18 protein-coding genes are annotated in these 18215 nt (G+C 39.4%); 6 read left to right on the top strand and 12 right to left on the bottom strand.

The genetic code is table 11. From position 1 onward, the window contains the following. Nucleotides 1-71: 71 nt before the first annotated feature. From QQS39_RS17990 to QQS39_RS17975, 4 genes are read right to left on the bottom strand one after another with little or no spacing between them, the layout of a single operon-like run. Entirely contained in the window at nt 72-827 is a 756-nt protein-coding gene (locus QQS39_RS17990) for an iron ABC transporter ATP-binding protein (protein WP_151436424.1), read from the bottom strand. Between the two features lies 1 nt (nt 828). Further along, nucleotides 829-1836, bottom strand: coding sequence for an iron chelate uptake ABC transporter family permease subunit (locus QQS39_RS17985; protein ID WP_196569790.1), 1008 nt, complete (start codon nt 1834-1836; stop codon nt 829-831). Then, a complete protein-coding gene (locus tag QQS39_RS17980) occupies nt 1823-2785 on the bottom strand; it encodes an ABC transporter permease (RefSeq protein WP_151436422.1) in 963 nt (320 codons plus the stop codon). The genes QQS39_RS17985 and QQS39_RS17980 overlap by 14 nt, the downstream gene beginning before the upstream one ends. 9 nt (nt 2786-2794) lie before the next feature. Beyond that, nucleotides 2795-3754: a siderophore ABC transporter substrate-binding protein gene (locus QQS39_RS17975; RefSeq protein WP_151436421.1), complete on the bottom strand. Its 960-nt coding sequence runs from the start codon at nt 3752-3754 to the stop codon at nt 2795-2797. 453 nt (nt 3755-4207) lie between these two features. Between QQS39_RS17975 and QQS39_RS17970 the strand changes: the two genes are divergently transcribed. The 6 genes from QQS39_RS17970 to chbG all read left to right on the top strand — a co-directional run bounded on the left by QQS39_RS17970 (nt 4208) and on the right by chbG (nt 9572). Next, the gene (locus tag QQS39_RS17970) at nt 4208-4534 is read left to right on the top strand and encodes a PTS sugar transporter subunit IIB (RefSeq protein WP_069369489.1); all 327 of its coding nucleotides are present in this window, start codon (nt 4208-4210) and stop codon (nt 4532-4534) included. A gap of 94 nt (nt 4535-4628) precedes the next feature. Then, complete coding sequence (gene chbC / locus QQS39_RS17965) at nt 4629-5987, top strand: PTS N,N'-diacetylchitobiose transporter subunit IIC (protein ID WP_151436420.1); 1359 nt, start codon at nt 4629-4631, stop codon at nt 5985-5987. A 61-nt stretch (nt 5988-6048) separates the two neighbouring features. Then, on the top strand, nt 6049-6396 hold the full coding sequence (chbA, locus tag QQS39_RS17960) for a PTS N,N'-diacetylchitobiose transporter subunit IIA (protein ID WP_088494268.1): 348 nt from the start codon (nt 6049-6051) through the stop codon (nt 6394-6396). 1 nt (nt 6397) lies between these two features. Then, nucleotides 6398-7255, top strand: coding sequence for a transcriptional regulator ChbR (gene chbR / locus QQS39_RS17955; protein WP_196569787.1), 858 nt, complete (start codon nt 6398-6400; stop codon nt 7253-7255). 160 nt (nt 7256-7415) lie between these two features. After that, the gene (locus QQS39_RS17950; protein WP_151436418.1) at nt 7416-8771 is read left to right on the top strand and encodes a 6-phospho-beta-glucosidase; all 1356 of its coding nucleotides are present in this window, start codon (nt 7416-7418) and stop codon (nt 8769-8771) included. Between the two features lie 36 nt (nt 8772-8807). Next, on the top strand, nt 8808-9572 hold the full coding sequence (gene chbG / locus QQS39_RS17945; RefSeq protein WP_285805097.1) for a chitin disaccharide deacetylase: 765 nt from the start codon (nt 8808-8810) through the stop codon (nt 9570-9572). A 133-nt stretch (nt 9573-9705) separates the two neighbouring features. On the opposite strand, the gene QQS39_RS17940 is transcribed toward chbG, so the two are convergent. The 8 genes from QQS39_RS17940 to QQS39_RS17905 all read right to left on the bottom strand — a co-directional run bounded on the left by QQS39_RS17940 (nt 9706) and on the right by QQS39_RS17905 (nt 18212). Further along, nucleotides 9706-10257, bottom strand: coding sequence for an Ail/Lom family outer membrane beta-barrel protein (locus QQS39_RS17940; protein ID WP_151436416.1), 552 nt, complete (start codon nt 10255-10257; stop codon nt 9706-9708). Nucleotides 10258-10512: 255 nt separating this feature from the next. After that, on the bottom strand, nt 10513-11001 hold the full coding sequence (locus tag QQS39_RS17935) for a hypothetical protein (RefSeq protein ID WP_265576119.1): 489 nt from the start codon (nt 10999-11001) through the stop codon (nt 10513-10515). 17 nt (nt 11002-11018) lie between these two features. Further along, nucleotides 11019-11702: a coiled-coil domain-containing protein gene (locus QQS39_RS17930; protein ID WP_151436415.1), complete on the bottom strand. Its 684-nt coding sequence runs from the start codon at nt 11700-11702 to the stop codon at nt 11019-11021. 26 nt (nt 11703-11728) lie between these two features. Further along, nucleotides 11729-13285, bottom strand: a complete 1557-nt coding sequence (locus QQS39_RS17925; protein WP_285805096.1) for a formylglycine-generating enzyme family protein — start codon at nt 13283-13285, stop codon at nt 11729-11731. Next, nucleotides 13275-14510: an ABC transporter permease gene (locus tag QQS39_RS17920; protein ID WP_285805095.1), complete on the bottom strand. Its 1236-nt coding sequence runs from the start codon at nt 14508-14510 to the stop codon at nt 13275-13277. Before QQS39_RS17920 ends, QQS39_RS17925 begins: the two co-directional genes overlap by 11 nt. After that, nucleotides 14491-15183, bottom strand: a complete 693-nt coding sequence (locus tag QQS39_RS17915) for an ABC transporter ATP-binding protein (RefSeq protein ID WP_151436413.1) — start codon at nt 15181-15183, stop codon at nt 14491-14493. The genes QQS39_RS17920 and QQS39_RS17915 overlap by 20 nt, the downstream gene beginning before the upstream one ends. Further along, a complete protein-coding gene (locus QQS39_RS17910; protein WP_285805094.1) occupies nt 15183-17186 on the bottom strand; it encodes a vWA domain-containing protein in 2004 nt (667 codons plus the stop codon). Before QQS39_RS17910 ends, QQS39_RS17915 begins: the two co-directional genes overlap by 1 nt. 9 nt (nt 17187-17195) lie before the next feature. Then, a complete protein-coding gene (locus tag QQS39_RS17905) occupies nt 17196-18212 on the bottom strand; it encodes a hypothetical protein (protein WP_285805093.1) in 1017 nt (338 codons plus the stop codon). Between the last annotated feature and the right edge of the window lie 3 nt (nt 18213-18215).

Below are 18215 nucleotides of genomic sequence, written 5' to 3'. Positions count from 1 at the left end.
TGTTAATGAGAAGAACAACATGCTTTTTATTGAAGATAATCGGGCTAAATGGCATTAGTAATACATGGAAATTAGTAATACATAGCAATTAGCTTATTATCTAGCTCTTTAACGTCAACGGGTGTATCGAAAATATCTTCGATAATATCTGCTTTCATGATCTCTTTTGGTGAACCGTGATAATACAGTTGTCCGTTACGCATGGCTAAAATATAGTCAGAATAAACAGAGGCAAAATTGATATCATGAATAACGATAATAATGGTTTTTCCTAATTCATCTGCGGCTTTTCGCAGAAGTTTCATCATGATCACCGCATGCTTCATATCAAGGTTATTCAGTGGTTCATCAAGCATGACATATTCTGTGTCTTGGCATAGCACCATTGCAACATAGGTACGTTGACGTTGCCCACCCGATAATTCATCTAGATAGCGATAACGAAATTCAGTTAAATTTAAAAAGTCTAATGACTCATCAATGACTTTTTTATCATCGAGCGTTAAACGACCTTTGCTGTAAGGATAACGCCCAAAACTGACTAATTCTTCTACGGTTAAACGACTAACAAACTGGTTTTCTTGACGCAGTATTGAAAGATTTTTAGCAAGAATATCGCTATCAGTTGCAGCAACATCCATACCATTAACGGTCACCATGCCACTTTCAGGAAGTAATAAACGTCCAATAACAGAAAGTAGTGTTGATTTACCCGCGCCATTAGGGCCGATGATCGAAGTAATACCGCCACGTTGAATTGTTGTTGTAATATTATCGAGAACGGTTGTGTCTTGATAACGTTTTGATATTTTGCTGATTTCAATCATATTAAAGTCTTCTTAACACCAAATAGATAAAGAACATCCCACCAACAAACTCAATCACAACAGAAAGTGTTCCTGTCATTTTTAAACCGTACTCTAAAACCAGTTGTCCACCGACTAAGGCAATCGTACCCAGTAGGAAGGCGACGGGCATCAAGAAACGGTGCTGGCTGCTGCCACTGATATGGTAAGCAAGGTTAGCGACAATTAAACCCAAGAAGGTTAACGGGCCAACTAAAGCGGTAGAAACTGCAACTAAAACAGAAATCAGTAACAGAATATAAGTGGTCTGCTTGCGGTAATTAATCCCGAGGTTAATGGCATTTGCTTGTCCTAATGCCATGACATCAAAGCTATAACGCATACGCCAAAGTAAAACACCGACAACCACAATTATGGCTAAGGCACAAAAGATAAGATCAGGAGTGGCACGAGTGAAAGTGGCAAACATGCGACCTTGTAAGATGGAAAACTCATTAGGGTCCATCAAACGTTGTAATAGCGTAGCCGAACTACGAAATAGCGTGCCTAAAATAATCCCAATCATGAGGACTAAATTAATGTTAAAGCGTACAGAGCTAAACAGCCAGCGGTAGAGTACAACGGAAAATAGCACTAGTAATGTCGATTCTAAGAAAAACTTAGATAGGTTCAACATCCACGAGGCAGGCATATCGCCTTCAAAGAAAACAAACACGGTTTGTAGCAATACAAACAGGGCTTCTAATCCCATTAGTGAAGGCGTCAAAATACGGTTATTGGCGATGGTTTGAAACAATATCGTGGAAACACCCGCAGCAAAAGCCACCACAATCATAGTAAGAATGATGTAAGCGCGGTGAGTCAAAATATAAGAGATATTGCCGTTTAGGTTTATCGTCATAAATAACACAATAGATAATAACGATGCCCCTAATAATAACCAGATGCGAGACATAGGTGAGAGGCGCATTTTCTTATGTTCGACAGCGCCAGTACATTTGCTAATTATGGATGAATTAACTTTTTGCATAACGTTGCTGCTTTAATATTAAGAAAAGGAAAATAACGGCACCCACTGCGCCCAAAATAACGCTGGCAGGAATTTCAAATGGGTAGCGAATAAGGCGGCCAATCACATCACACAGTAAAACAATCGCACCACCACTTAAGCAAACCCAAGGAATGGTTTTGCGGATGTTATCGCCCATCACTAAGCTCACCAGATTAGGCACAATTAAGCCGAGGAAAGGTAATGCACCGACAACAGAAACCACAACACCACTGATAAGCGCGATAATCGATAATCCAATGATCATCACTTTGCGGTAATTGAGTCCTACGTTAATGGAAAATTCACGTCCCATTCCGGCAACAGTAAAGCTATCTGCAACCCAACACGCCATGATTGCTAACGCACCGACAAGCCATAACAGCTCATAACGGCCTTGTAGCACACTTGAGAAATCGCCACTTGTCCATGCATCTAATGATTGCAGTAAATCGAAATATACCGCTAAGAAGATGGTGAGTGCGCCAATAACTGCACTGAGCATAATGCCGACTAAAGGAACTATCAGTGTTGTTTTTAAGGTGATCCTTTGCAAAAGCAACATAAACAACAACGTACCCAAAAGGGCAAAAACCGTTGCGACCATCATTTTGGTAAAGATGCCAGCCGCGGGAAAGAGCAGCATGACGACTAATAATCCCAGACTTGCAGATTGTGTGGTTCCTGCAAGAGAGGGTTCGACGAAGCGGTTTTGAGTGAGTAGTTGCATGATTAAACCTGCAACACTAATGGCACCACCGGCGAGTAATAATGATAGGGTTCTTGGAACTCGGCTGATAAAGAAGATATCACGCATATCAGGATCAGAAAAAAGAGAAGCAGGAGTAATATCTCCTGCGCCGACAAATAGACTGATCATTGAGAGGATAGCGATAACCCCTATCCCCAATGATAAATGGAACGTTTTCATTCAGTTACTTTATTTTTTTTGATCCAATGCCTGATTAATTGTATCCATTAAGCGAGAGTAAGTTTGGATCCCGCCAGAGATATAAATGGAACTTGCATCAAGATAGATAACTTGATCTTTATTCCAAGCATTTACTTTTCTTACCAGTGCATTATCTAGAACTTGTTGAGCAGGTTGTGAATCTTCACGACCAATTGCGGCATCACGGTCAATAACAAACATCCAATCTGGGTTAAGTTTTAACAGTAATTCAGAGTTAACGATGTTGCCGTGTGAACCTGGGCTATCAAAAACATAAGCGGGTTCAAAACCTAATACATCATAGATAAAGCCAAAGCGAGAGCCTGGACCATAAGCAGAAATTTTACCGCCACTGACTAAAACGACCATTGCTTTACCTGCGTCTGGCGTTTTGGCTTTTACGGTAGCAATTTTGCTATTGAAATCAGCCAGTAATTTTTTGGCTTGTTCTTCTTTGCCAAAAATTTGACCTAATGTTGTTGTACGTTCAGCAAGGCTTTCGACAAAATGTTTAGGGTCGATATCCATTGAAATCGCAGGTGCAATTTCACTTAATTTTGGGTACGCATCACGAGCACGGCTACCACTTAAAATTAAATCAGGTGCTGTTGTGCTGAGCTTTTCATAGTTAGGCTCAAATAATGCACCTTCATTGATATAGTCGTTCGGATTGGTGTACTTCTCTAAGAATTTTGGTAAATGAACATTCGTTTGTGGAAGACCAACAATAGGAGCACCTAATGCATCAATAATATCGAGGGTTTCCATATTCATCACAACCACTTTTTGTGGATGTGCAGGGATTTCAGTTGTCCCTTGGAAATGTTCAATCGTGAGAGTTTGTTTCTCTGCTGATTGTGCTGTTGATGTGTCTTGAGCGTTATCACAACCAGCGATAACAAGTGAAGAAAGCAGTAAAAACAGTGGGCTTAATGACTTTTTAAACATTCTCTTTCCCATATTGTTGCAACACGAAATAACACGGATCTTTACAGCAGTGGCCTAAATGTCGATCCACAAAGAAGACGATAATACCATCAAAAATATAAAGAGTAATGATACTAATTCACATTCTCATAATAATAAAGAATTAACTTGACTTAAATGGCGAAATTTTGCGAATGGTCATAGATGTTGATCAGAAAGACAAATTTCGTGACGTGAAAGAACTCTTCAGATTATTTGCTCAATTTGTGAAGAGTGTCAAAAGAGTAGGTCAAGGAGAGACAATTCTGAACTGATAAGAAATATCGTTAACTAGTATCATTGCGTATACTTCATTCAAGCAGAAACAATCCTTATTTTAATCTTACTTCGGTTTCTGTACTGACACAGTAATGAATGCACAAGAGAAAGCCTTGTTATCTCTAGGGTAAATCGTTGCCAACTCAAGAGGGTTTTATGCAAAAGAAATATATTTACTTATTTTGTTCTGCTGGCATGTCAACATCTCTTCTCGTGACCAAAATGCGAGCGCAAGCAGAAAAATATGAAGTGCCTGTGGTCATTGAAGCATTTCCTGAAACCTTAGCGGCACAAAAAGGACAGGATGCGGATCTGATTTTACTGGGTCCACAAATTAGCTGGATGTTGCCTGATATCCAAAAATTACTCCCTAATAAGCCGGTCGAAGTGATCGATTCTTTGTTATACGGAAAAGTAGATGGCTTAGGCGTGTTAAAAGCCGCTGTCGCCTCTATTAAAAAAGCATCTGCAACAACAAATTAATTCTATTTTTTATTTTTTTATTATTTCTATTCCAGTCAAAGAGCGAATTTTTCAGCAAGCCGAGCAATTAGCGGCATTTTAAGGGTATTTTTCTATGAGTAAGTTTATTGGTTCACTTGAAAAGGTACTCCTTCCTTTTGCGGTTAAAATTGGAAAGCAACCTCACGTTAATGCAATTAAAAATGGCTTTATTCGTTTAATGCCATTAACCCTTGCAGGGGCAATGTTTGTACTTATCAATAACGTTTTTCTTAGTTTTGGTGATGGCTCCTTCTTTTATTCTTTAGGTATCCGCCTTGATGCATCCACAATAGAAACACTCAATGGTTTTAAAGCCATAGGGGGGAATGTCTATAACGGTACATTGGGCATAATGTCGTTGATGGCACCGTTCTTTATCGGGATGGCATTAGCCGAAGAGCGTAAAGTTGACCCGATTGCGGCAGGCTTACTCTCTATTGCGGCTTTTATGACAGTAACACCTTATAACGCAGCGGGTGCATATGCAGTCGGCGCGAATTGGCTAGGCGGGGCAAATATTATTTCAGGTATCATTATTGGTCTTGTTGTGGCTGAAATGTTTACTTTTATTGTGCGTCGCAACTGGGTTATCCGTTTACCAGATAGCGTGCCAGCATCTGTTTCACGTTCATTCTCTGCATTAATTCCAGGCTTTATTATCTTATCAGTGATGGGGATTGTTTCGTGGGGATTAGCGACGTATGAAACGAACTTCCATCAAATTATTTTAGATTCTATCTCAACACCATTAGCATCAATGGGATCTGTGGTTGGTTGGGCTTACGTTATCTTCACTTCTCTACTGTGGTTCTTTGGTATTCATGGATCGCTCGCCCTTGCTGCACTTGATAGCGGTATTATGACGCCTTGGGCGTTAGAGAACGTCTCAATTTATACAGAATATGGTTCAGTGGAAGCGGCACTCGCAGCGGGTAAAACATTCCATCTCTGGGCGAAACCAATGTTAGATTCCTTTATCTTCTTAGGGGGTACAGGGGCAACACTGGGACTTATTCTGGCTATCTTTATCGCATCTCGTCGCGCTGATCATCGCCAAGTGGCAAAACTGGCATTACCAGCAGGTTTATTCCAAATTAACGAACCGATTATTTTTGGTCTGCCTGTCATTATGAACCCAGTGATGTTTATTCCATTTATTCTTATTCAGCCTATCCTTGCTGCAATTACGGTGACGGCTTATTACTTAGGGATAATCCCACCAGTAACAAATATTGCACCGTGGACAATGCCAACCGGGCTAGGTGCCTTCTTTAATACTAACGGTAGTATTGCGGCACTGTTATTAGCACTGTTTAACTTGGGTGTTGCCACACTGATTTATCTTCCTTTCGTGATTATTTCAAATAAAGCGCAAACTGAAATTGAAAAAGAAGAAAGTGAAGAAGATATTGCCAATGCGTTGAAATTTTAAGTGATAGAAAATACAAGTGCAGAGGCTTCTCTGCACTTGCCAGTGTCAAAGAGGGAATATGATGTTAGATATTGAAAATGCTGTTGATAGCAGTGCAACCGATGATGAATTTGAAGAGATCATTATGGGGCTTATCATTAATTCAGGCCAAGCGCGTAGTGTGGCTTATGGTGCATTAAAAAAAGCCAAAGAAGGTGATTTTGATGGCGCGAGAAAATTAATGGAACAATCTCGCGAAGCATTAAATGAAGCACATAAAATACAGACTCGTTTAATTGGTGATGACCAAGGTGTAGGAAAAACGAAAGTTAGTTTGGTATTAGTTCACGCACAAGATCATTTAATGACCTCGATGTTAGCCAGAGAGTTAGTGACAGAATTAATCGAGTTACATGAGAAGATAAAATAAGATGAATACCGTGGTGGAGTCATTGAGAGCGCAAAGCGAAATACGCATGGTCTATGAAGATCAGCTATTTAATGGCAAAAACTTTCATGTCTTTATTTATAATAAAACAGAAAGTGTTAGTGGATTGCATCAGCATGATTATTATGAATTCACCATCGTATTAACAGGGCGTTATTATCAAGAGATTAATGGTAAAAAGATTTTATTAGAACGGGGCGACTTTGTTTTTATCCCCATAGGTTCTCATCATCAAAGTTTTTATGATTTTGGTGCAACTCGCATTTTAAATGTGGGAATTAGTAAAGCCTTTTTTGATAAACATTATCTCTCGTTATTGCCTTCTTATTTTATTGCCTCACAAGTTTATGAATTGAAAAATGAGTTTCTGTCCTATATTGAATCGGTTATTGGCTCCCTGAACTTCCGCCATACTGAATTTAATGAATTTATTGAAATTGTCACCTTTAATGTGGTGAATAGATTACGACACCATCGAGAAAATAGAACACAAGACGATATTCCCTTATGGCTGAAAGACACTGTAAGCGAGATGCATGACAAACAAAAATTTGGTGAAAATGCATTGGTTAATATGGTGATGTTATCCGGGAAATCACAAGAATATTTAACCCGAGCAACTCGGCGTTATTACGATAAAACACCGATGCAAATTATTCATGATATTCGAATTAATTTTGCGAAAAAACAATTGGAAATTACAAACTATTCGATAACAGATATTGCTTTTGATGCGGGTTACAGCAGTCCAAGTTTATTTATTAAGACATTTAAGAAAATAACTTCGCTGACACCAAATAGTTATCGGAAAAATTTATACAGTATTAAAGAAACAAACTAATTCATTATTAAGCGTAAGAAATTAATCAACAATAAAGATTAATTTTATTGAAAATAGAGAGAAAGAAGAAAATAAGCTTATTTTCTTCGTGGCTCTTTACGCCTTAATTTCGCCATTAATACACAAATAACAGCACTATTACGCTGTATGGGAGTATTTTATGAGTCATAAATTAAAAGTAGTTACCATTGGTGGTGGAAGCAGTTATACGCCTGAATTATTAGAAGGTTTTATTAAGCGTTATCATGAACTACCGATCACTGAATTATGGTTAGTGGATGTTGAAGAAGGGAAAGAGAAGCTCGATATTATTTTTGAGCTTTGCCAACGCATGGTAAAAAAGGCGGGTATTCCTTTAACCCTTTATAAAACTCTGGATCGCCGTGAAGCATTAAAAGAGGCTGATTTTGTCACAACACAATTGCGTGTTGGTCAATTAAAAGCAAGGGAGCTTGATGAATCTATTCCTTTAAGTCATGGTTATTTAGGACAAGAAACCAATGGTGCTGGTGGGCTATTTAAAGGCTTACGTACTATCCCTGTTATTTTCGATATTATTAAGGATGTTGAAGAAATTTGCCCTGATGCGTGGATCATCAATTTTACCAATCCAGCAGGCATGGTAACAGAAGCCGTTTATCGCCATACCAATTTTAAGAAGTTTATTGGGGTTTGTAATATTCCAATCGGCATGAAGATGTTTATTACCGATGTTTTGAAATTAACGGATAAAGATGAACTCTCTATTGATTTATTTGGCTTAAATCATATGGTGTTTATTAAAGACGTTATTGTAAATGGTCAATCCCGTTTTCCTGAATTATTAGACGGTGTGGCTTCAGGAACATTAACCGCTGGCTCTGTGAAAAATATTTTTGACCTGCCCTTTAGTGAAGGGTTGATCCGCTCTCTTAATATGTTGCCGTGCTCTTATTTACTGTATTACTTTAAGCAAAAAGAGATGTTAGCTATTGAAATGGGCGAATATTATAAAGGTGGCGCTCGCGCTAAAGTAGTACAAAAAGTCGAAAAGCAATTGTTTGAATTGTATAAAGATCCTGATTTAAATATCAAACCAAAAGAGTTGGAATTACGTGGTGGGGCTTATTATTCTGATGCCGCCTGTGAAGTGATTAATGCTATTTATAATGATAAACAAGCTGAACATTATGTGAATATTCCTCACCATGGTCATATCGATAATATTCCAGCAGATTGGTCAATTGAAGTGACCGCTATTTTAGGGCGTGATGGTGCTAAACCCCATCCTCGTTTAACGCATTTTGATGAAAAAGTAATGGGATTAATTCATACCATCAAAGGCTTTGAAATCGCTGCCAGCAAAGCGGCTATTAGTGGAGAATTAAATGATGCTTTATTAGCGATGAACTTAACACCGTTAGTACTTTCAGATAAAGATGCAGAAGTACTTACGCGTGAAATGTTATTAGCACATAAAGCACATCTACCTAATTTTGCTAAAGCAATTGCTGAATTAGAAAAAGCCTCTCATTAATTGTCGGTAGATAAAAATAAGTCATAAGGAGACAGAATGGCTGGTTTATTAATTGTGAATGCGGATGACTTTGGGCTGAGTAAAGGTCAAAACTACGGTATTGCAGAGTGTTTTCGTTATGGTGTAGTTAGCTCAACAACCGCACTCGTCAATGCTGAAGGAATTAAACACGCAGCACAATTGCGTCATGAATTGCCTGGATTAGGTGTAGGGCTTCATTTTACGTTGACGATGGGTAAACCGCTGTCTCCTTTACCTTCTTTAACTCGTGAAGGTGTACTAGGAAAATGGGTATGGCAAATGGCAGAAGAGGGCAATTTACCGCTTGATGAAATACGTGTAGAGCTTCACGCACAATATCAACGTTTTATTGAGATCTTTGGTTGTGCGCCAGACCATATTGATAGCCACCATCATGTGCATATGTTTAAACAAATTTTTCCTATTGTGGCGGAGTTTGCCAAAGAAAAATCGCTACCAATGCGCGTTGATAGACCGTTAGCGCAAAAAGAGGGCATTGATACTCAAGGCGTGATAAGTAGTGATGGTTTTGATAGTCAATTTTATGGAGATGAAATCACTCAAGCATTGTTTTTAAAGGTGCTTGATGAATCGAAAGCGCGTCATGAGCATTCTATTGAAGTGATGACACATCCTGCTTTTGTGGATAATCCACTGCGCGCAAGTGGTTATTGCTTTCAGCGCTTAACGGAGCTTGAGGTATTAACAGATACCACGTTAAAACAAGCGATTGTGGAACGAGGTTATCAGCTAGGCACTTACCAAGATTTAATAAAATGATTTAGAAAGTCGTTTAGACAATCGGTGTCTGTGTTATTCCCTAGTGTGGGTCTTTTGCATTATTTTGCCTCTGTTTTTATAAAGCAGAGGCATTTTTGTTTTTAAGTGTTTTTATTAAGTAATAATAATTTAATTAAAAACGATAACCAATATTAGCTACGAAGCCATCTAAAACAATGCGATTATCGGTATCTTTAAATTTAAAACGGCTATTTTCATAACCGAGAGAAATAGAAATCATTTCTGCTGGATTAATGATTAAACCTGCGCCCCAACTAAATGCATTTTTCTTTAATTTTTTTAATTCTGAATTTTCAGATTTAAATTGAATTTGGCTCATACCTGCGGTGCCATAAACACTAATAAAATCATTTAAACGGATTGTCGGGCCAGCCATAACAGAGTAATAACGTGCATGAACATCTTTAAAGAAAGTATTAATAGATTTGTTTAAATCATATTCATTTTGCGCGTAAGTCGTTGTTGCTAAAATACCAAATTGTGAATTAATTTCTTGACGAATAGATAAAACACCACCATGAATTGGGTTTTGACCTGCCATTTTGACTTGTGCATAACCTGCTGAAAGTGTGGTTTTATCTAATTTAAAATTGTTTTGTGCATAGACAGAAGATGTCGCCAATAAACCAGTAATAAATAAAGTTGATAGTAATTTTGTTTTCATTAGTTATATCCCATAATTTAAATAATAAGAATGTATTATTAAGCAATGGAATTATAATAATGAGTCTATTTTTAATGGAATAAAAAATAGCACGTAAATTTAAATGTGGTTGTTTTATTAAAGAGTGGTATTAATTATTATCAATATTATATAAATAATATTTGGGTAATATAATTTACTATAACGATAAATAAAAAATAATAATGGAAATAAAAGAAAAAGCTCTCTAAATAATAATAGAGAGCTTTTTTAGGTTTATTTAAGACCTAAATCGCTTTGTAGGCTAATGACCTGATTTTGTAAGTTCTCTAACTCAAGTTGTTTTTCCATCACTGATTTTGATGGATTGTTTTGTACCGCTTTCATTTGTTTATCAATTTCATTGATCTGCTTTTGAATATCATTTTGCCCTTTGGTTTTTTGGCGAATTTGATTTAACAGATTGCTCATGGATTGATTTAATGCGCGTTGGTTTGCTTGTTGAGTTTTGAGGCTCGCATTGGTTTGTTGCTTTTCTTTTTCAATGGCAGCTAAAACCGCTTTAAATTCTTTATTTAATGCTTGTTCGTTGCCTAGAATCGCTTTTTTCTGCTCAATACGGTTATCGTAAGTCCCTGAGTAATTACAATTAAATTTTGTGATAATGCTGACATCACCCGTTGTTGGATCACAATCCGCCGGATTAGTCACACATCCACTTAAAAGTAAGGTCATCCCTACAAGGGAGAGTGGTAAAAATTTCATTATCATCCTTTTTAACGTTAACTAAGTTTTATTGCTGTACGTTGGGTATAAAGGCTATCAAGTTCTTCTTGTAAAGACGTCACTTGTTGCTTCATCCCATTAATTTGTTTATCAAGCTGTGCTGTCTTTAAGCCATCTTGACGACTTTGAGCCGCGATATCACGCCATTCACTTTCACGTTTTTTCATATCCGCTAAACGAGAACGAAGTGCTGCGATATTGGCATCAATACCTTTTAATTGTTTTTCAGCTGCAGCTTTATTGAGGCGTTGTTGTTTCATATCTTGCTCAATTTTTGCCAACGCTTTTTTATCGTCGTTGATGACGGCTCTTGCGGTATTTGAGGCACTTTGTAGGCGCTGATTCTCTTTTTTCACATCCTCTATCATGGAGTTGAGCATTTCTTCTTTCGAGGCGTAATTTTGGCGCTTGTTGTCTAAATAGGCATTTGCACCAATACCGATACCACAACCCGCAACAGCAGCAATAAGCATACATGCGCCTTTATTGCTGGAATTTGAGACTAAACAGCCTAATGCACCAATAGCGGCCCCCCCCGCACAAGCCCCAATCCCCGATTTACTGAAAAACTCCATATCACTGTTATTTTTCAATCGAGGATCAGTACCGCTATTACTTTGACACCCTGATAAAGCAAGTACGGCACTAATACCAAGTACTGCCATAAGTTGTTTGTTCATACCACACCTATTATCCCAAGTCTCTGTTATTGTTTTTTGCACGCTTCAAGCCATTCATTCCGTGAAACTTTACCGTTAGCCCAATATCCTTGGAGTCCCTGCATATATGTTGAAAGGTACGTATTTAAATTTGATTTTCCTCTGGCTTCCATCAATTGGCGTACCACGTCAATTTGTGGTTTCACCAAAGAAGCATCATACGTTGTTGCCATATCCACTAATGTGTCTGCGTAATAACTCACGACAAAATCAAGGGTTTTCTTATGTTCGTTAACTTGCTCTTGACGTCGTTCGCAAGTGGCATCTTTTGCGCCCGCAGGACAATTTTTCTCATGTAATGCGATTAATCGATCATAGAATTCGCCATCATCTTTTAATTTGGTACATAGAAAAGCACCTAATTGCAATGAAGTACGGATAGCTTGATCGCGTTGCTCATCACGCAGCTGTGCATTTGCTCGTAATGTATTTTTCAATTCAGCTAACTGTTTTTTCAGCGCTTCATCTTGTACTTGAGTGGAGAGTGTATTCAGGCTATTAATGGAATTATCGCTATTGTTTTTTGAGTTATTATTTGCAGGTTTCTCATTACCTAATTGTTGCCACTCTTTTTCTATCTCTTTGATTTTGTCGCGTGAGGTTAATGCTGGTGCGACAATTGCTAAACGAAAGCCCGTGTATTTATTTTTATTTGCACCGGTATTGGTGTAATAAGGCTCTTCTTGACGCCATGAACTGCGCATATCACTTTCTGGGGTGAGATAACTGCCCCCGCGCACAATAAAGCCACCCGCTTGTCCATGTAAGCGGTCGAGTTTATTTAATCTAAAAGGCTCAAACATCATTTCAGCGACATTCCCTAACATGTCATGTAAGCCTAATGGATTAGGTGATAACAAACCGGTTAACTGTAATGAACCATTAGCAGATTGACTGCCCGCAGACCAAATATAGTTTTTGGTGCCTTCAGGCATTGGGAAGCGCACATCACGAAATTCTGAGGCTGAGACTTTTAAACCACCGCGCGCTGCAAATTCCCACTCAGTTTCTGTCGGTAATCGTGCAAAACCTTTTGCACCATCTTCAACAGGCAGTGCTTCTGGATGTTTACTTCTTAACCATTGGTTATATTGATCTGCAAATTGCATTGCTTCATACCAACTGATATTCACTTTTGGTAAACGTAATTTATTTGAAGCAGCAGGGCACTCTTTGCCGTTAATCACGCTTTGCATGGCGTTATATTGCAAATCAGTAACGGGGTATTTTGCCATAAGATAATAACGGCCTTTCTCTTTACCTTTTAATGGAAAACTACCCGCAATATGTTCTGCTCGTGATTGTTCTAAATAGCCCCATTCATCGCCTTCTTGCCCTAATGTCACGCTGTAGTCTTGTAATGGCTGGCTTAAGGGGATGGTGACTTGGCGAAAGACCATTGAACCTTCACAAGGGAAAGGCAAGATCACATCATCAGGCAACGCTTTTGGGTTAACGAATTTATCGTCCCATTTGGCAGATGCGGTAAAACTGCTAGATAACAGCGCGAATGATAAAGTTAGAAGCGATAAATTAAATTTCACGTAAGCTCTCCGCAGGTTCAATCGAAACGGCACGTAATGCGCCAATACTTGCCACTACTAAAGCCACAAGTAAGGCGCTGCACATGGCAATCAATAAATCCCAAAATGTTAACTGACAGACAAAGGATTGTTCAGGTAAATGTGTGCCTAATAATGTGGTAAATAAGGTGCTACCGATACCATAAAGCCCCAGAGCTAAAATAAAGGCAACACTGGTTAATAGCAGCGCTTGCAACACAATATATAAAGAGACTGCAAATTGACGAAAACCCAACAGGCGTAGTACTGCCATGTCTTTACGTTTTCGGTCAATATTGGCAAGGAATGCACCAATTAATGAGGCAATACAGCCTAATAGTGATACCCAAGCAATGACGGAAAAAATAACGTTAAGGACGTAGCTGATTGCTTTTACCGAATCTATTTGGCTTTTTTGTGTCATCACATCAATGTGTTGTTGTCTAAACCAATCATCGAGTGGTGCGATGGCATCTAAATTTGTTGCATACAGGCGAGCTTTGGCAAATTGGGTTCTTGGTTTCGCTTCTGTGCCTTGTGTTACGCCAAAAAGAGGCGCTTGATAACCATCTCGGTAATCTTCCATTGCCACTAAAACATCAAGAGAAACAAAAGCGGCTGCCCGTGAAAATTTGCTATCACTGATAATGGCACCGACAGTAAAGGTGCGTTTGGCGCGTTCATTGACGCCATTAAGCTTGCGGCTGATAAATAAGCGGACACTATCGCCTACATTAGCCTGTAGTTTTTGTGCCGCATTGGCAGAGAGCACCAAGGTGTCTGCATTTTGAGGAATAGCGACACCCTCTAATAAAGGATCGTTTTCTGCTGTTGGGATCACTTCAGCATTATCAATAAAATGTTGCCCATCAATCACAATATCGGCTTGTGTGTTTAAGCTACGTGTTAATGGGATAACAAAACGTACCTCTTCTTTGTGTGCAATATCATTAAACCAACTTTGTGGATAATTGCCATTGCCTAACATACGTATTTCAAGGTTACGGGGATCATTAAGTAGTTGGTTGTGAAGCTGCGTCACAATGCCGTTTTTTAATCCAAATAGCAGTAATAGTGGCGCAATCACTGAGACTAAAGAGAACACAATACAGAGTGCGACTTTGCGATCATAAATTAAGTCACGCCAAGCAAGTGAACTGAGTAAACCAAGGCGATTAGGATTGGCGCTATTGTTTGATAAAGACACTACCGCCCCCCTGTAGTTGTGCATGATAGTGACTAAATTCAAAACGCTCGACTAAAGACCAATCGTGACTAACAACCAGCGCAGAGATATCGAGTTGTTTTACCATCTCTACAATCAATGCATACAGCGCTTGTGCATTATGAGGATCGAGAGCGGCTGTTGGCTCATCGGCAAGTAATAAAGCAGGCTCATGAGCGATTGCGCGAATAAACGCAGCGCGTTGACGTTCACCAATGGAGAGCTGACGAGGAAGGCGATTAAGTAAAGGGCGTAATTGCAGATGATCAATTGCGTGATCAAGCCAAGCAGAGTGCGGTGTTAACCCTAGCATCCTACGTGGTAATTGAATATTTTGCATAACAGTTAAAAAGGGAAGTAATCCGCCACTTTGGAGCATAAAACCTAATTTTTCAGCACGCAATGAGGCGAGTGGCGTTTGTTCATTACTTAACACCGCTTGCGTGATAATTAAATTATCACCGAGTTGAAAATGGGTTAATTCATCAGGACGTAAAATCAGCCCGATCATTTCCAACAAGGTGCTTTTACCGCAACCACTTAAGCCCGTTAGCGCGCCGATTTCCCCTTTTTCAAGGGTCAATGAAGGAAGCGCAACACGAAAACCGTGTTGCGCATCACCACGCGTAATTGCCATGCCTTCAATCTGGATCATTAAGGCAAGTTTTCCAGTGGTACAGGATAAACGTGATCGCGAGGATCGCTTTGTGGTGCAAGGGATATCCAACGATCAACATCTTCGTTATAGCGTTGATAATATTGCAACTTCGTATTGAGTCGGCGGATAAATTTCTCTTGCTCTAGACCATCCCAGCTTTTCCATGTCTCTTCATCTAACCCTAAAACTTCACTTAAGTAAGGGAGGTTTTCGACATATTCACCGAGCAGGCCCATTTCGCCTAATTTGGTCGCTGAACCTTGCTTGATTTGATTTGGATCGTTACCCATTGTGGCGGCAATTGAGCGCAAATCCGCAAACATATTATCTGGAGAGATCAAACCTTCATTAGCGGCATTAACGATTTTTTTCATCACATCGCTTAAATCACTCAACTCACTTTTAGTCAGTAAAACCTGTACTTCTGTGGTTGGAATATTTTGCTGCAATAAATCGCGGTCGCTTATCCATGCTTTAAACACAGGAGGCGCTTTTGTACCTTGTTTTTCACCTAAATAGGCTAAACGCATGGCATAGCCTAAGTCGTGTGCGTCGTTAAGTAAGGTATCTGTCTCTTTGTTTTTGCTATAAGCAGGATCAGCATTTACTGCGCTACCCACAGCCGCTTCGCCACGATAAGCCGTTTGAATTTGAGTAGTTACAGCAGTTGCTAGGCTATCGACCATCCGACCAAAGCTATTGATATCCCCTGAATTAATTGGGTAATAAAGCGATTTGTGTAAGAAAGGATTGAGCGTTAGCGCTTCATATTGTGCTTGTGCAGAAGCGTGATTTTTTGCACCTGATGGCGTTTTTAAATGCAGTGTATAAAGTGCAACACCGCGATAGGCGGCTTCTTGGCGAATTTGCTCAGCGTCGAGCTTAGTGGATGAAAGAGGATCATCGCCCGTTAATGCGCCTGCATCGGTGATTAAAATAACGTAACGCGCACCAAAGCGTGTCCAATCAACATCATCAAGAGCTTGCATTACACCTGCGTAAGCATCTTCATCAAAACGACTACTTGAGACTTTAGCTTGGCGTAATTCTTTAACTTTGTTCAGAAAATCAGGGCCATCTTTTACATCATTGGGATTTACAAACATTTTGCTGTCGTATTCCAATGCAGGTACGGCTTTGATATTAGAGCGAAACGCCACCAAACCAAATTTAACCTTATCCAACATATTGTCTTTTTCGACTTGGGCGTAAACCTTTTGAATCGCTTCTTTGGTTCTATCAATGTAAGGGTCCATTGATATTGTTGAGTCGATAACAAACACTACTGCGGCAGAAAAACCTTGCATCATATTGTCAGCATCTTTGCTGTTAGGTGTTGCTGGTTTTGTACTGTTTGCAGTGGCATTCGCATTCTGTGCGTCTTTGCTGTCTTTGGTTTGTGAAGAGACAGAAGCCACATTGAGCACTCGTACTTTATAACCCGCATCAGTAAAGACTTCATCAGAGCCTAATACAGGCAGTAGATAAAAATTACTTTTCTGATCAATCATATAATCAGGCTCTTTTGCTAAAACAGCCGGATTCACTTTTTGGTTTTTGATATCTGCTAAAAAGGGCTGGTACTGTTTTTCAGGAGTAGGGCTTTCAAGTAAGCTTTCAACCGTTTGCTTATCTTTGAAAAACAGCATTGGGTTACGACCCGCAGGGTTAGTAAATGCGAGTGTTAGCTGCATTTTCCACTCTGATGTACAACTTGCATTCATCCAACCGCTAATATGACCTAAGCTATCAGGGCCAACTTGTAGCCACTCATTAGCGCCTTGTTTTTGGCGTTGATAAACATAAAAACGGCTAAATGCGGGTTGCTCTTTACCTTTTGCGCCAACAGTGTCAGCAACTTGGCAACCTGGATAAGTTAATACGCGTTGATAGAGGGTCTTTTTACCCTCTTGTAATAGCGGCTTTTTCTCTTCAGCATTTGCTGTCGCTGTTAGCATTAAACCACTGAGAATAAGAGTAAGCCAATGAGACTTTTTCATGCGACTTTCCTATTTTTTCAAAGCTTCAAGACGCGCTTTGGCGTCACTGTTTTGTGAGTCATGATTTAGAACCGCTTCGTACCAATAAATGGCGGTTTCTTTGTCTGCACTAAAGCAGCCTTGTGCTGATGCGGTTTCTGGATCGTATTCACGAGCGTAATTCAGTGCGATATCAACATCACCTGATTGGGCTTTATAAGCATATAAACGCTGAGCAACATCACATTGATTGTTCTGTTTTGCTTGTTCAATCGTTGCAAGGATAGTTTTGCTATCTGGTTGGCTCTGTATGCAATTTTGCACAAAGGCTAATGCAGTATCCGATTTCATGTTTTCAACACTGCATACACTTGGAGTGGCGGGTTCAGGTGTTGGTTGTGGTGCCGGCTCGCCTGCAGGATTGCCTCTTAGTAAGAAGAACCATGTTAAGATACCCGCTAAAATTAAGATCAAAATAATGGCTAAAATTAAGCCAATTTTTGATTTTTTCGGCGCGGGTGGAGTTGGTCGCTGTGGCGGTTCATCTACTTTGATTGCAGGGATAATCGACTCAGGCTCTTCAGCATCAGTTTTGATAGGTTCGGGTTCTGGCTCTGGTGGTGTTTCTTCAACAATAGGTGCAGGCGGAACAGGCTGATTATCTAATGTCGCCGTTGATTTTAATGCTTCACTTTGACCTTGTGCTTGTGAGGCTAATACGCCATCACGAATACGTAATCGCCCGATATCTTGTGTTTCATTATCGTCTTTTAACGTAAATTGATACGCCATTTGTAAGTTGCTAACAAGGGGATCAACCAACGTTTTATCAAGAACGATTTGATAACCGTCATCAGCATCTTCTAGTGAAAGCTGGTGGAAAAAGGCATTACCTACCCATTCCCCTTTATCATTTAAGAAATAGCGATCTTGGTTACGCTGAATGCTTAAATAAACAGGGGAAGCGTCACCTTCCCAATTACGAATACTTAATACCGCAAAGCCAGGACGAGCAGGTTGTACGGGTTTTAATTCTGGATTAAACACGAA

The organism is Proteus appendicitidis (assembly GCF_030271835.1).
GTDB lineage: Bacteria > Pseudomonadota > Gammaproteobacteria > Enterobacterales > Enterobacteriaceae > Proteus > Proteus appendicitidis.
The sequence above is the reverse complement of the archived record's forward strand: the minus strand, read 5'-3'. Positions and strand labels throughout refer to the sequence as shown.